This is a genomic window from Parahaliea aestuarii (assembly GCF_008064635.1).
GTDB classification, from domain to species: domain Bacteria; phylum Pseudomonadota; class Gammaproteobacteria; order Pseudomonadales; family Halieaceae; genus Parahaliea; species Parahaliea aestuarii.
In genome coordinates this window covers 227,291-240,890 of the sequence record NZ_VRYZ01000006.1, presented here as the reverse complement: position 1 = coordinate 240,890, position 13,600 = coordinate 227,291, and the positions used below count along the sequence as shown (strand labels likewise).

Genomic DNA, 13,600 nt, shown 5'->3' with positions numbered 1-13,600 from the left:
CTCAGGAGCGCGCCTCCACTTTCGCCTTTGCACGCTCCGCGGCGGCTTTCACCTGTGCCGGCGCGGTGCCACCCAGGTGATCCCGGGCCGCCAGTGAACCCTCCAGGGTCAGCACCTCGAACACGTCCTCGCCGATATCGGCGTGGAAGCCCTGCAGGGTTTGCAGCGACATTTCCGCCAGGTCCTGGCCGCTGGCTACACCGTGGGCCACGGCCTTGCCGACCACCTCGTGGGCGTCGCGGAAGGGCAGGCCCTTGCGCACCAGGTAGTCCGCCAGGTCGGTAGCCGTGGAGAAGCCGCGGCGGGCGGCCTCGCGCATGTTGTCTTCCCGGGCGCGGATGGCCGGCACCATGTCGGCGAAGGCGCGCAGGCAGTCCAGTACAGTGTCCACGGTGTCGAACAGCGGTTCCTTGTCCTCCTGGTTGTCCTTGTTATAGGCCAGCGGCTGGCTCTTCATCAGGGTGAGGAGGGACACCAGGTGGCCGTTGACGCGGCCGGTCTTGCCGCGCACCAGTTCCGGCACGTCGGGGTTCTTCTTCTGCGGCATGATGGAAGAGCCTGTGCAGAAGCGGTCCGGCAGCTCGATGAAGTTGAACTGCGCCGAGGTCCACAGCACCAGTTCCTCGCTCATGCGCGACAGGTGGGTGAGCAGCAGGGCGGCGAAGCTGCAGAATTCGATGGCGAAGTCGCGGTCGGAGACCGAGTCCAGGGAGTTTTCCGTGGGTTTGTCAAAACCCAGTGCGGCGGCGGTCAGATCGCGGCGAATCGGGTAGGTAGTGCCGGCGAGGGCGGCGGCCCCCAGCGGCGACTGGTTGAGCCGCGCGCGGCAGTCCTGCAGGCGCCCGTAGTCGCGTTCCAGCATCTCGTTCCAGGCCAGCAGGTGGTGGCCAAAGGCCACCGGCTGGGCGGTCTGCAGGTGGGTAAAGCCGGGCATCACTGTGTGGGCGTGCTGCGCGGCCAGGCCGATGGTGCCCAGTTGCAGGCGGGACAGCTCCGCGGCGATGGCGTCGATGGCCTTGCGCAGGTAGAGGCGGATATCGGTGGCCACCTGGTCATTGCGCGAGCGCCCGGTGTGCAGCTTCTTGCCCGTGCTGCCGATCAGCTGGGTCAGGCGCGACTCGATGTTCATGTGCACATCTTCGAGCTCCACCGACCACTCAAAGCGGCCCTCGGCGATCTCCTGGCGGATCTGGCCGAGGCCGTTGCGAATCTGCTCCAGTTCCGCCGCATTCAGCACACCGACTTCGCAGAGCATGCTGGCGTGGGCCAGGGAGCCTTCGATGTCCTCGGCGGCCATGCGCTGGTCAAAGTTCACCGAGGCGGTGAAGCGCTGTACGAAGCTGTCGGTGGCTTCCGTGAAGCGGCCGCCCCACAGTTTGCTGGTGTCCTGTTCCTTGCTCATGCTGCCCTTGAGTCCTGCTTGGTTGGCGGTAGCGCCGGGTGGCGCGGTGTGATCGCACTTGTCCGTGCGAAAGCGGGATGCAAGTATACCAGCTAATAATCAGGGGGAGCGCAAGCATGCAGCCTGGCACGAGGGGGCGAGCGGGGGGCCGGGAAGGCAACCCGGGGGAGTTTTTCATCCCCGATCTGTGCGGTGCGCGACAGGTGTTTTTCATCGTGTTGCTGGCCCAGCTACTGGTGCTGGTATACACCCTGGCCGAAGCCGGCCTGCCGCACTTCGACTGGAACCTGCTGGGCACGGCCTCTCTGTTCGTGCAGTGGGTGGTGCTGCTGAGCACCGCCCTGGTGTGCCTTCTGCGAACGACCTTTGCCCGCCTCGGTACCGTCACTGCCACGCTTTGCAGCCTGGCGCTGGTGCTGCTGGTCACCGCCTTCAGCACTGTCGCCAGTTCCTGGGTCTACCCGCTGTCCGCGCCCGGCCGGGTAGAGGGCTGGACATTGCTGCGCAACGGGCTGGTGGCGCTGGTCGCCGCCGGCGTGGCGCTGCGTTACTTCTACCTGCAACAGCAACTGCAATTGCGCGAGCGCTCCGAGTTACAGGCGCGGGTGGATGCCCTGCGCGCCCGTATTCGCCCGCACTTCCTGTTCAACACCCTCAACAGTATCGCCAGCCTGATCGAAACCCGCCCCGAGGTCGCCGAAAAAGCGGTGGAAGACCTGGCGGAGCTGTTTCGCTGCAGCCTGCGGGAAGCCAGCGAGACGCTGACCGTGGCGGATGAATTGCGCCTGTGCGAGCTCTACCTGGGTATCGAGCAGCTGCGGCTGGGGGAGCGCCTGCAGGTGGAGTGGCGGGTGGAGGACAGTGCCCGTTCCCTGCCGATGCCGAGCCTGGTGCTGCAGCCGCTGGTGGAAAACGCCGTGTACCACGGCATTGCGCGCCTGCCGCATGGCGGTCGGATCGAGGTGGCGATCGCCCACCGGGAGGGTGAGTTGCAGGTCAGGATAGACAACCCGGTGCCGGCGGACGAAACCGCGGGCGGCTTGCACATCGCCCTGGACAATATCAGCCAGCGTCTTCGCGGGCAGTTCGGCGATGCTGCCGGGCTGCAGTGGCGGCGGGAGAGCGGGTCATTCCAGGTGCACTTGCACTATCCCTGTCAGCGCGCGGCGGAGGTGGGTGAGTGAAAGTGCTCATTGTCGATGACGAGCCGCTGGCCAGGGAGCGCCTGCAGCGTCTGCTGGCCAGGGTGCGGCCCGAGGCAGAGTGCCGCAGCGCGGACAGTGCGGAGTCGGCGCTGGCCTTGCTGCGGGACTTCGACGCCGAACTTCTGCTGCTGGATGTGCGCATGCCGGGTCGCGGTGGCCTGGCGCTGGCTGCGGACCTGGCCGCGCAGGAGCAGCCGCCGGCAGTGATCTTCTGCACTGCCTACGACGAGTACGCCCTCGATGCCCTGCGTCACCAGGCGGTGGCCTACCTGTTGAAGCCGGTGCGGGAGGTGGAACTGGAGCAGGCGCTGAACCAGGCCGGGCGGGTCAACCGCGCCCAGGTGGCGGCCCTGCGCGGGGAGGCCGCCCCGCACCGGAGCCAGGTCAGCAGCCAGGGGCACCGCGGACTGGAGACGCTGCCGGTGGCGGAGATACGCTGTTTCCTGGCCGAGCAGAAGTATGTGACGGCCTACGCACCGCAGCGCGAGCTGTTACTGCCCGATGCACTGAAGGATCTGGAGCAGGAATTTGGCGAGCAGTTCCTGCGGGTGCACCGCAATGCGCTGGTGGCTGTGCGCTTTGTGCGCCGTTTGGCGCGCGACAGTGAGGGCTGGTGTGTGGAACTGGAAGGTGTCGAGCAGCGCCCGGCGGTGAGCCGCCGTCATCTTGCGGCGGTGAAAGAGCGGTTGTTGGGCCGATGAGGGGAGCTATTGATTTTCCTGATCCCGCTGACGGTCCCGGAAGAGCCCCGGCCACCGTGCGCGCTCTACAGGTGGACTTTTCAAACTCATTACCTTGATTTGAGTGCCATGGAATTACGCACTGTGCCAGGGGGCGAGCTGGGGGTGTGTCTCCCCGGACCGTTGACGGCCATGGATGGCCGTCAAAGAGCGCACATGGACGTGCTTGTAGCGTGTCCGGGGAGACACACCCCCTGATCGCTCCCGACCTACAGAGCCGCTGTCCATACGTGCAGGGCTCCTGTTCAAGGATAAGACTCCCTCTACAGCGGCCCGTTATTCGCTGAGCACTCCCCCGGCTGCTATCATGCGCCCTTTAATGCTGGAAACCCTTTCATGTCGCGCCGTATCACCATCGCAACCCGGGAATCACTGCTGGCCCTGTGGCAGGCCGAGTTCGTGCGCGATGCCCTGCAGCGCGCCCACCCCGGGCTTGAAGTTGAACTGCTGGGCATGACCTCCCGCGGCGACCAGCTGCTGGACGTGCCCCTGTCCAAAGTCGGCGGCAAAGGGCTGTTCGTGAAAGAGCTGGAAACCGCGCTGCTGGATCGTTCCGCCGATATTGCCGTGCACTCCATGAAAGACGTGCCGATGGAATTCCCCGAAGGCCTGATGCTCGGTGTGATCTGCGAGCGGGAAGACCCGTCCGACGCTTTTGTCAGCAATCAGTTTGATGCGCTGGACAGCCTGCCCTCGGGTGCCGTAGTCGGCACCTCCAGTTTGCGCCGGGAGTGCCAGCTGCGCCAGCAGCGGCCGGATCTGCAGGTAAAGTTCCTGCGCGGCAATGTGCAGACCCGCCTGCGCAAACTGGATGAGGGCGAGTACGATGCCATCATTCTCGCCACCGCCGGCCTGTTGCGCCTGGAACTGGGCGAGCGTATCCGCCAGCGCATTCCACATGGCCTGTCACTGCCGGCCGGTGGCCAGGGCGCGGTCGGGATAGAGCTGCGCAGCGACGACAGCGACACCCTGGCTTTGTTGCAGCCCTTGCACCACCAATCCAGCGCTCTCTGTGTCAGCGCCGAGCGCGCGCTCAACCGCCGCCTCGAAGGTGGCTGCCAGGTGCCCATCGCCTGTTATGCCGAGCTGGAGGGCGATGAGCTGTGGTTGCGTGGCCGGGTCGGGCGTCCCGATGGCTCCCTGCTGCTACGCGCCGAAGCGCGCGCGCCGGCCGCCCGGGCGGAAGCGCTGGGCATCGCCGTGGCAGAAGACCTGTTGCGCCAGGGCGCCGGCGAAATCCTGGCGGAGGTCTATGGGCGCTAGCGGGGTTCTGGTCACCCGGCCCGAAGGCCAGGCGCAGGCGCTCTGTACTGCATTGCAGCAACGCGGCCTGCGTGTCTATCACCAGCCACTCATCGAACTGCAGCCACTGCCCGACCTGGAGCCGACTGCACGCCAGTGCGTCCTGGACCTGGACCTGTACCAGCATGTGATTTTCATCAGCGGCAACGCCGTGCGCTTTGCAATGCCCTGGCTGGAACGCTACTGGCCGCAGTGGCCGCTGGGGGTGAACTGGTATGCGGTGGGGTCGGGCACTGCCAGCCAGTTGCGGGACTGCGGGATTGTTGCCCAGCTGCCCGGGACCGAGATGAACAGTGAGGGGCTGCTGCAGTTACCCGCATTGCGCGAGCTCGGCGGCCAGCGTGCGCTGATTGTCAAAGGGCGCGGTGGCCGCGAATGGTTGCGCGACGAAATGCAGCGGCGCGGTGCCAGGGTAGACCAGCTGGCCTGTTATCGACGTTTGCCGGTGACTTTGCCGGCGGGGGCGATGGCCGGGCGCCTTGCCGAGTGGCGGATTGATGTCCTCTTGATCAGCAGTGGCGAGGGTCTGGGTAATCTGTTGGCGTTGCTGGGTGCGGAAGAATCCGCCCAGTTGTGGCAGACTACTTTCATCGTGCCCTCGCAGCGGGTAGCGGAACAGGCCCGTGCCGCGGGGCTGGAGCGGGTGAGGGTGGCGGCCAATGCCTCCGACGGCGCCATGCTCGATGCCCTGGATCTGTGGCGGCAAGAGACTGGAGAAAATTGAGTGAGCGATAAGGACAACGATAAGGCGGCGCCAGAATCTCCGGCCGAAAAGCCAGAGGCGCATGCTCCGGCAGCGGTAGCTGCCAGCGACCGCTTCGATCAGGATATTCAGCCTGCCAGGGGCGGCTTTCCGGTCCTCGCGACCTTCGTATTGTTGCTGCTGCTGGCGCTGGCTGGCGCCTGCGCCTGGATCGTCCTGGAGGCCCAGCGGCGGGAGGCGGCGCTGCTCGACCGCCTGGCGCTGCTGGAGTCGGTGACCGAGCGCGAGGTGCTGGACGCCAGCGAGCAACAGGCGCAGATACGACAGTTCAACGACGCCCTGAAGGCGCAGCTGCAGGGCGATCTGCGCAGCGCCCTGGCTCCCCTTGAGCCGCGGCTGGCACAGCAGGCCGACAACCTGCAGTCCCTCTCGCAGCAGTTGTCCGAAATGCAGGCCCGGGTAGCGCAGCAGGGCGAGGAACTGGCCCGCTTCAATGCGACCGACCGCGAGGGCTGGCTGCTGGCTGAGGCAGAATACCTGCTGCGTCTGGCCAACCAGCGCCTGATCATGACCGGTGACAGTGAGTCCGCGCGGGCCCTGTTGCGCAGCGCCGACAGCATCCTGCGCCAGCTCGACGACACCCGCCTGCATGATGCCCGCGCCGCCATTGCCTCAGAACTCGCCTCCCTGCGCGCTGTGCCGGCGCTGGATGTCGAGGGCCTCTACCTGCGCCTTTCCGCCCTGGCGGAACAGGCCGCCAGCCTCGCCATCTTTGAATTGCCAGAAGCCGAGCAGCGCCTGCAGGAAGCTCCCGCCGAGGACTGGCGCGAACGCCTGCGACAGGGCTATGAGGCGGCGCTGCAGAAACTCTCCGACTACATCATCATCCGCCGTCGCGAAGTGCCCATGCAGGCGCTTATGGATCCCCAGTGGGAGGGCCTGGTGCGGCAGAACCTGCGCATGTTGATTGAACAGGCCCAGGTGGCCTTGCTGTCCGGCAACGCCCGCCTCTATCGCGAGAGCCTGCTGCGCGCTCGTCACTGGGTGGAGCAGTTCGCCGATTCCGACACCGACGCAGCCCGCGCTCTCGACGCCGGGTTGCAGCAACTTGCCGATGAAACGGTAACCGTATCATTGCCCGATATCGGCGCCTCCCTGCGCGCACTGGAACAGGCGATTGAGCAGCGCAAGGCGGATGCCGATGCGGAGGGGCAGTAGCGTATGCGCCGCGCCTTTGTCCTGATCCTCCTCGCCCTGCTGCTGGGTGTGGGTGTGGTGGCAGTGATCGAGACCGACCCGGGCTATGTGCTGGTGGCCTACGGCAACTACACCCTGGAAACCAGTCTCTGGGTGGGGTTGTTGTTGTTGCTGGCGCTGGTCCTGCTGCTGTATTTCACGGTGCGCCTGCTGCGCAAGCTGATCAGTGGCCAGCACTCGGTGGCTCACTGGCTGGGCGCGCGAAAATCGCGCCAGGCAGCGCGACTCACCAATCGCGGCTTGATCGCTTTTATCGAAGGCAACTGGCACAAGGCACGCCGCCTGCTGCTGCGCGGCGCCAGCCATAACGAGGCGCCGCTGATCAATTACCTGGTGGCCGCCCGCGCCAGCTACCGGCTGGGAGACAGCGACAGGATGCGCGAATACCTCGGCGCCGCCGAGCGTTCCGATGCCGAGGCGGGCATTGCCGTGGAGCTTACCCAGGCGGAGATGAAACTGGACGCCGGTCAATACGAGCAGGCGGCCGCCACCCTGGTGCGGGCGCGGCGCAACGCGGCGAAACACCCCCATGTACTGAAGCTGTTGTGCCAGGCCTACCGCGGTCTGGAGGACTGGGACAATCTCGCCGCCCTGCTGCCGGATCTGGCGAAACACAAGGTGATGTCGCAGGCGGAACTGGAGAGCCTGGAGCGCACCGTACACCTGCGGCGCCTGCAATACAGCGCGACCAGAGATGACAACGCGGCGGATGCGCTCTACGAGCGCTGGCAGAGTCTGCCTCCCCAGTGGAAGCGCGATCGCGATCTGCTGCGGGCCTACGTCGCCCTGCTGATTACGCAGGATGCCCACGGCGCCGCGGAGAAAGTCTGCCTGCGGGCACTCAAGCAGGACTGGGACAGCGAGCTGGCCCGCCTGTACGCCTTTGTACACAGCGACAATCCGTCGAAGCAACTCACCCAGGCAGAGGGGTGGCTGGCGGAGCATCGGGAAGATGCCCAGCTATTGCTGAGTCTCGGCCGACTGTCGGCGCGCAATGAACTGTGGGGCAAGGCGCGCGATTACATGGAGGCGAGCTACCAGTTGCGGCACACCCCGGAGGTCTGTGCTGAACTAGGTCGCCTGCTGGGCGCACTGGGAGAGCCCACTGTCAGCGCCCGCTACTTCGAAGAGGGGCTGCTGCGGGACGTGAAGTTGCCGGAACTGCCGATGCCGGAGCGCGCCGCGCCGAAGCGGCTGACGGCAGGCTCCTGACGCGGGCCTGCCATTGCGGGTTTAGAAGATTCCCAGTTCGTCCCAGAGGTCGTCGATACGCGCTTTCACCGCCGGGTCCATGGCGATCGGCTTGCCCCACTCGCGGCTGGTCTCCCCAGGCCACTTGTTGGTGGCATCCATGCCGATCTTCGAGCCCAGTCCGGACACCGGCGAGGCGAAGTCCAGGTAATCAATCGGTGAGTCGTCGATAAAGGTACAGTCGCGGCGCGGGTCCATGCGCGTGGTCATGGCCCAGATGACATCGTTCCAGTCCCGTGCGTTGACGTCGTCGTCGGTGACGATGACGAACTTGGTGTACATGAACTGGCGCAGGAAGGACCATACCCCCAGCATCACCCGCTTGGCATGGCCCGGGTACTCCTTGCGCATGGTGACAATGGCCATGCGGTAGGAGCAGCCCTCGGCGGGCAGGTAGAAGTCGGTGATTTCCGGAAACTGCTTGCGCAGGATGGGCACGAAGACCTCGTTCAGGGCCAGGCCCAGCACCGCGGGTTCATCCGGTGGACGGCCGGTGTAGGTACTGTGGTAGATGGGGCTTTCGCGGTGGGTAATGGCCTCGACAGTGAACACCGGGAAGCGCTCCACTTCGTTGTAGTAGCCGGTGTGGTCGCCGAAGGGGCCTTCATCGGCCATTTCTCCCGGCTCCAGGTAGCCCTCGAGAATGTACTCGGCGGTGGCCGGCACCTGCAGGCGGTGTTCGCGGCACAGAGGCGTGTAGCACTCGGCCACTTCCGTTTTGCTCCCGCGCAAGAGCCCGGCAAAGGCGTACTCCGACAGGGAATCAGGTACTGGCGTCACCGCGCCGAGAGTGGTGGCCGGGTCGGCGCCGAGCGCCACCGCCACCGGGTAGCGTTGACCGGGATGCTTCAGTTGCCAGTCGCGATAATCCAGGGCCCCGCCGCGGTGCGACAGCCAGCGCATGATCAACTTGTTCCTGCCGATCAACTGCATGCGATAGATGCCGAGGTTCTGGCGCTCCTTCTCCGGCCCCCGGGTGATCACCAGCGGCCAGGTCACCAGCGGGGCGGCGTCCCCCGGCCAGCAGGTCTGGATCGGCAACTGGTAGAGGTCGACCGCGTCGCCCTCCTTGACGTGATACTGGCAGGCGGGATTGCGTACCAGCTTCGGCCCCATGTTCAGCACCTGCTTCAGCAGTGGCGCCTTGTCCCAGGCGTCCCGCATGCCCTTGGGCGGATCCGGTTGTCGCAGGTAGGCGAGCACTTCACCAATCTCCCGCAGGGCCTCGATGCTTTCCGCGCCCATACCCAGGGCGACCCTCTGTTCGGTGCCAAACAGGTTGGCAAGTACAGGCGTACTGTAACCCTTGGGGTTTTCGAACAGCAGGGCGGGGCCGCCGGCGCGCAGTGTGCGGTCGGCGATCTCGGTCATCTCGAGATGGGGATCGACCTCGGCGGCGATGCGTTTCAGTTCGCCACGCTGTTCCAGCATGGCGAGAAAACTGCGCAGGTCGGTGTAGTTCACTGGCGGGAAATTACTTCCGTTTCATCGACATGAAGAATTCGTCGTTGGTCTTGGTGTCCTTGAGCTTGTCCAGCAGGAATTCGATCGCCGGCAGATCCTCCATGCCGTGCAGGAGCTTGCGCAGGATCCACATCCGCGCCAGTTCCTCTTCGCCGGTGAGTAGTTCCTCACGACGGGTACCGGAGCGGCGGATGTTGATCGCCGGGTAGACGCGCTTCTCGGCGATTTTGCGGTCCAGGTGCAGTTCCATGTTGCCGGTGCCCTTGAACTCTTCGTAGATCACTTCGTCCATTTTGGAGCCGGTGTCGATCAGGGCGGTGGCGATAATGGACAGGCTGCCGCCTTCCTCGATGTTACGGGCGGCGCCGAAGAAGCGCTTCGGGCGCTCCAGGGCGTGGGCGTCGACACCACCGGTCAGCACCTTGCCGGAGCTGGGGACCACGGTGTTGAAGGCGCGCGCCAGGCGGGTGATGGAGTCCAGCAGGATGACGACGTCGCGCTTGTGTTCCACCAGGCGCTTGGCCTTTTCGATGACCATGTCAGCCACCTGTACGTGACGCGAGGGCGGCTCGTCGAAGGTGGAGGCCACGACTTCGGCGCCGCGGGCGCCCACCGAGCGCTGCATCTCCGTCACTTCCTCCGGGCGCTCATCGATCAGCAGTACGATGATGTAGCACTCGGGATTGTTGCTGATGATGGCCTGGGCGATGTTCTGCATCATGATGGTCTTGCCGGCCTTGGGCGGCGCCACCAGCAGGCCGCGCTGGCCCTTGCCGATGGGGGCGACCAGGTCGATCACGCGGCCGGTGAGGTCCTCGGAGCTGCCATTGCCCTTCTCCAGTGCCAGGCGCTGGTCCGGGAACAGGGGGGTGAGGTTCTCAAAGAGGATCTTGTGCTTGGCGTTCTCGGGGCGGTTGAAGTTGATCTCGCCGACCTTGAGCAGCGCGAAGTAGCGCTCGGAGTCCTTGGGGGGTCGGATCTTGCCGGAGATGGAGTCGCCGGTGCGCAGGTTGAAGCGCCGTATCTGGCTGGGAGAGACGTAGATGTCGTCGGGGCCCGCCAGATAGGAGCTGTCTGCGCTGCGCAGGAAGCCGAAGCCGTCCTGCAGGATTTCCAGTACCCCGTCACCGTAAATGTCCTCACCGCTTTTGGCGTGGCGCTTCAGGATGGCAAAGATAATGTCCTGCTTGCGCGAACGGGCCATGTTTTCCAGGCCGATTTCTTTGGCAATGTCGATCAGTTCCTGGGTGGATTTGGTCTTGAGGTCAGTCAGATTCATAGGGAATTGGAGTGATTTTTGAATTCGGGAAAGGTAGGCGCTACGAATCGACATGCCGGTTGGCACAGCTCCGGGTGGAGGTCCAGGCGATTCCAAGCAGTAAAATTACGTGAGTAGCGGATTTATTATTGGCACGGAAGGGTGCAACGAGAGGCAATGTAGCACGCCCCGGTATACCCGTCTACAGCTTTTTGTGTGTGGGGCCAGAGCGCCGATGGCGCCTGCCCCGCAGTGTTTGAGCAGGTGATCGGGCCCGTGTGAATGGGCCCGATCGGGGGTGCTAGATGGCTTCCTGAACGAAGTCCGCCAGCTGGGATTTGGACAGTGCGCCGACCTTGGTGGCCTCGGCGTTGCCGTTCTTGAACACAATCAGCGTGGGAATGCCGCGAATGCCAAACTTTTGCGGCACATCCGGGTTGGCATCCACGTCCACTTTGCAGACTTTCAGTTTGCCTTCGTACTCAGCGGCGATTTCGGCCAGTACCGGGGCAATCATCTTGCAGGGGCCACACCACTCGGCCCAGAAGTCCACCAGCACCGGCAGGTCGGATTTCAGCACTTCCTCTTCGAAGGAGGTGTCGCTGACGTGTACGATTTGTTCGCTCATCGTGTTCTCCAGATTGATTGCGGCTCCCCGGGGAACCGCCTGAAACAAGGGCTGCTATCATACCACCGGCCCGGGGGGGCACAACCGAGGCCCCTGGAATATTTCGTCATGTGTTTAGAGCGGGGGGCTATATGCCCGGTGGCATTGGAGCGGCGGCGCAGGTTCAGGCGCACACGCCCGGCGCAGAGAGTGAGTGGCAGGTGTACATCCTTGAATGTGCCGACGGCAGCCTGTACACCGGTATCGCCCGCAATCTGCAGCGCCGCCTGGCCCAGCACAACGGCGACCTGGCGGGTGGCCCGCGCTATACCCGCGGGCGCCGGCCGGTCACCCTGCGCTGGTGCGATGCTGCCGCTGACCGCTCCACCGCGCTGCGGCGGGAAGCGGCCATCAAGCGGCTCAGCCGGGACAGCAAACTGGCCCTGATCCGCAGTGCGGCGGGTTCAGCCTGACAACTGTTCCAGCGTTTCCTGTTGCTCCAGCCAGTCGGCTTCCAGCGTTTCCAGTTGCTGTTGCAGTTCCCCTTCCTGGCGGGTCAGGGCGGCCACGTCCTGCTGCCGGTCCTCGCTGTAGAGGGCGGGATCGGCCAGCGACTCGCGCAGTGCGTCCAGCGTCTGCTCCGCGCGTGCCATCTCCGCTTCGAGTTTTTTGATGCGCTGCTGCAGCGGGCGCAGCTGGGCGCGGGCGGCCGCGGCTTGCTGGCGTTTCTCTTTCCTGTTGGCGGCGCTGTCGCCGGCGGCTTCCTGGACACTGCCCGCAACCGGCTGCCGCGGCGTGTCATCGTAGCTGGACAGCACCCAGCGCTCGTAGGCCTGCAGGTCTTCGCTGTATTCCGTCACTACCCCGCCATTGACCAGCAGGAGTTCGTCGCAGGTATTGCGCAGCATGTGGCGGTCGTGGCTCACCAGCAGCAGTGCGCCCTCGTAGGCCTGCAGTGCCACTTCCATGGCGTTGCGCATATCCAGGTCGAGGTGGTTGGTGGGCTCGTCCAGTACCAGCAGGTTGGGTTTTTGCCACACCACCAGGGCCAGCGCCAGGCGGGCTTTCTCGCCGCCGGAAAAAGGCCGGATGGGGGAGGTGGCAGCTTCGCCGCGGAAATTGAAACCGCCCAGGTAGTTGAGGACTTCCTGCTCCCGCGCCCCGGGGCTCAGGCGCTGGACATGCAGCGCGGCGCTGGCGTCCATATCCAGCGCCTCCAGTGTTTGCTGGTGGAAGTAGCCGATACGGCAGTGCTCGCCGCTCTGGCGCTGGCCGGCGAGCAGGGGTAGTTCGCCCACCAGTGACTTCAGCAGCGTGGACTTGCCGGCGCCGTTCTTGCCCAGCAGGCCGTAGCGACTGCCCGGTCGCAGGGTCATCTCCACCCCGGAGAGAATGGTGGTGTCGCCGTAGCCGAGTGTGGCCTGGTCCAGTCGCAGCAGCGGATCGGAGCTTTTGTCCGGCGCCGGAAAACTGAAACTGAATACGGAGTCGACGTGGGCGGGCGCCACCTTCTGCATGCGCTCCAGTTCTTTCAGCCGGCTCTGCGCCTGGCGCGCCTTGGTGGCCTTGTAGCGGAAGCGGCGCACGAAATCTTCGATCTGGGAAATGCGTTCCTGCTGCTTCTCGAAACTGGCCTGCTGGTTGGCGAGCCGCTCGGCACGCTGCTCCTCAAAGTCCGAGTAATTGCCTTTATAGGCATTGAGGGCGCTGTGCTCGATGTGCAGGATGCGCTCGCAGGTGGCATCGATGAAATCCCGGTCGTGGGAGATCATCAGCAGAGTGCCGGGGTAGCGCTGCAACCATTGCTGCAACCACAGAGTGGCGTCGAGGTCGAGGTGGTTGGTGGGCTCGTCCAGCAGCAGCAGGTCGGAGGGTGCCATCAGTGCCTGCGCCAGATTAAGGCGGATACGCCAGCCGCCGGAGAAGTCAGACACCGGCCGCTGCCAGGCGCCATCGGCAAAACCCAGGCCCTGCAGCAGACGCTGTACACGGCGCTCGGCACTGTAGCCGTCGATGGCTTCCAGTTCGCTGTGCAGGGGCGCGGCGGCGGCGTAGTCTTCTGCCGCCTCAAGGCGGGCTATCGCGTCCCGCAGGCGCGCCAGTTCGGCATCGCCGCGCAGCACATATTCGCCGGCGGCGAGTTCGGTGGTCTCCACCTCCTGGGCCATGTGCGCCAGGCGCAGATTGTTCATGCCCTCGATATCGCCGCCATCGGCCCCGAGTTCGCCCAGCAGCATTGCAAACAGGCTGGATTTGCCGCTGCCATTGGCACCGATCAGCGCCAGGCGCTGCCCGGGCTGGATGGTAACGTTGGCCTTGTCCAGCAGCAGTCGGGTGCCGCGGCGCAGGCTGATATCGCGTAGTATGATCATAAGGCGGCGCATTCTACTCGCTGCACTGCGGGCGAGCCA

General features: G+C 65.0%; 12 protein-coding genes. 7 read left to right on the top strand and 5 right to left on the bottom strand.

Annotation, left to right across the window (positions count from 1 at the left end; translation table 11 throughout):
• Nucleotide 1: 1 nt before the first annotated feature.
• Nucleotides 2-1,402, bottom strand: coding sequence for an argininosuccinate lyase (gene argH, locus FVW59_RS14420; RefSeq protein ID WP_148065054.1), 1,401 nt, complete (start codon nt 1,400-1,402; stop codon nt 2-4).
• Nucleotides 1,403-1,518: 116 nt separating this feature from the next.
• Between argH and FVW59_RS14415 the strand changes: the two genes are divergently transcribed.
• The 6 genes from FVW59_RS14415 to FVW59_RS14390 all read left to right on the top strand — a co-directional run bounded on the left by FVW59_RS14415 (nt 1,519) and on the right by FVW59_RS14390 (nt 7,821).
• Entirely contained in the window at nt 1,519-2,586 is a 1,068-nt protein-coding gene (locus tag FVW59_RS14415; RefSeq protein WP_187275904.1) for a sensor histidine kinase, read from the top strand.
• Nucleotides 2,583-3,308: a LytR/AlgR family response regulator transcription factor gene (locus FVW59_RS14410; RefSeq protein ID WP_148065052.1), complete on the top strand. Its 726-nt coding sequence runs from the start codon at nt 2,583-2,585 to the stop codon at nt 3,306-3,308. Before FVW59_RS14415 ends, FVW59_RS14410 begins: the two co-directional genes overlap by 4 nt.
• A gap of 375 nt (nt 3,309-3,683) precedes the next feature.
• Complete coding sequence (gene hemC, locus FVW59_RS14405) at nt 3,684-4,610, top strand: hydroxymethylbilane synthase (RefSeq protein WP_148065051.1); 927 nt, start codon at nt 3,684-3,686, stop codon at nt 4,608-4,610.
• Nucleotides 4,600-5,373, top strand: a complete 774-nt coding sequence (locus tag FVW59_RS14400) for a uroporphyrinogen-III synthase (protein ID WP_148065050.1) — start codon at nt 4,600-4,602, stop codon at nt 5,371-5,373. Before hemC ends, FVW59_RS14400 begins: the two co-directional genes overlap by 11 nt.
• Nucleotides 5,374-6,570: a uroporphyrinogen-III C-methyltransferase gene (locus FVW59_RS14395; RefSeq protein ID WP_148065049.1), complete on the top strand. Its 1,197-nt coding sequence runs from the start codon at nt 5,374-5,376 to the stop codon at nt 6,568-6,570.
• Nucleotides 6,571-6,573: 3 nt separating this feature from the next.
• Entirely contained in the window at nt 6,574-7,821 is a 1,248-nt protein-coding gene (locus FVW59_RS14390; protein ID WP_148065048.1) for a heme biosynthesis HemY N-terminal domain-containing protein, read from the top strand.
• Between the two features lie 21 nt (nt 7,822-7,842).
• Here FVW59_RS14390 and ubiD read toward each other — a convergent pair whose 3' ends face one another.
• The 3 genes from ubiD to trxA form a co-directional block, all read right to left on the bottom strand.
• Nucleotides 7,843-9,324, bottom strand: coding sequence for a 4-hydroxy-3-polyprenylbenzoate decarboxylase (gene ubiD, locus FVW59_RS14385; protein ID WP_148065047.1), 1,482 nt, complete (start codon nt 9,322-9,324; stop codon nt 7,843-7,845).
• A gap of 10 nt (nt 9,325-9,334) precedes the next feature.
• Complete coding sequence (gene rho, locus FVW59_RS14380; protein ID WP_148065046.1) at nt 9,335-10,603, bottom strand: transcription termination factor Rho; 1,269 nt, start codon at nt 10,601-10,603, stop codon at nt 9,335-9,337.
• Between the two features lie 280 nt (nt 10,604-10,883).
• Entirely contained in the window at nt 10,884-11,210 is a 327-nt protein-coding gene (gene trxA, locus FVW59_RS14375; protein ID WP_148065045.1) for a thioredoxin TrxA, read from the bottom strand.
• A 131-nt stretch (nt 11,211-11,341) separates the two neighbouring features.
• Between trxA and FVW59_RS14370 the strand changes: the two genes are divergently transcribed.
• Nucleotides 11,342-11,662 carry a GIY-YIG nuclease family protein gene (locus tag FVW59_RS14370; protein ID WP_148065044.1) on the top strand — a complete coding sequence of 107 codons (321 nt, stop codon included), beginning with the start codon at nt 11,342-11,344 and terminating at the stop codon, nt 11,660-11,662.
• On the opposite strand, the gene FVW59_RS14365 is transcribed toward FVW59_RS14370, so the two are convergent.
• Nucleotides 11,654-13,561 carry an ABC-F family ATP-binding cassette domain-containing protein gene (locus FVW59_RS14365; RefSeq protein WP_148065043.1) on the bottom strand — a complete coding sequence of 636 codons (1,908 nt, stop codon included), beginning with the start codon at nt 13,559-13,561 and terminating at the stop codon, nt 11,654-11,656. The genes FVW59_RS14370 and FVW59_RS14365 overlap by 9 nt on opposite strands.
• Nucleotides 13,562-13,600: the final 39 nt, after the last annotated feature.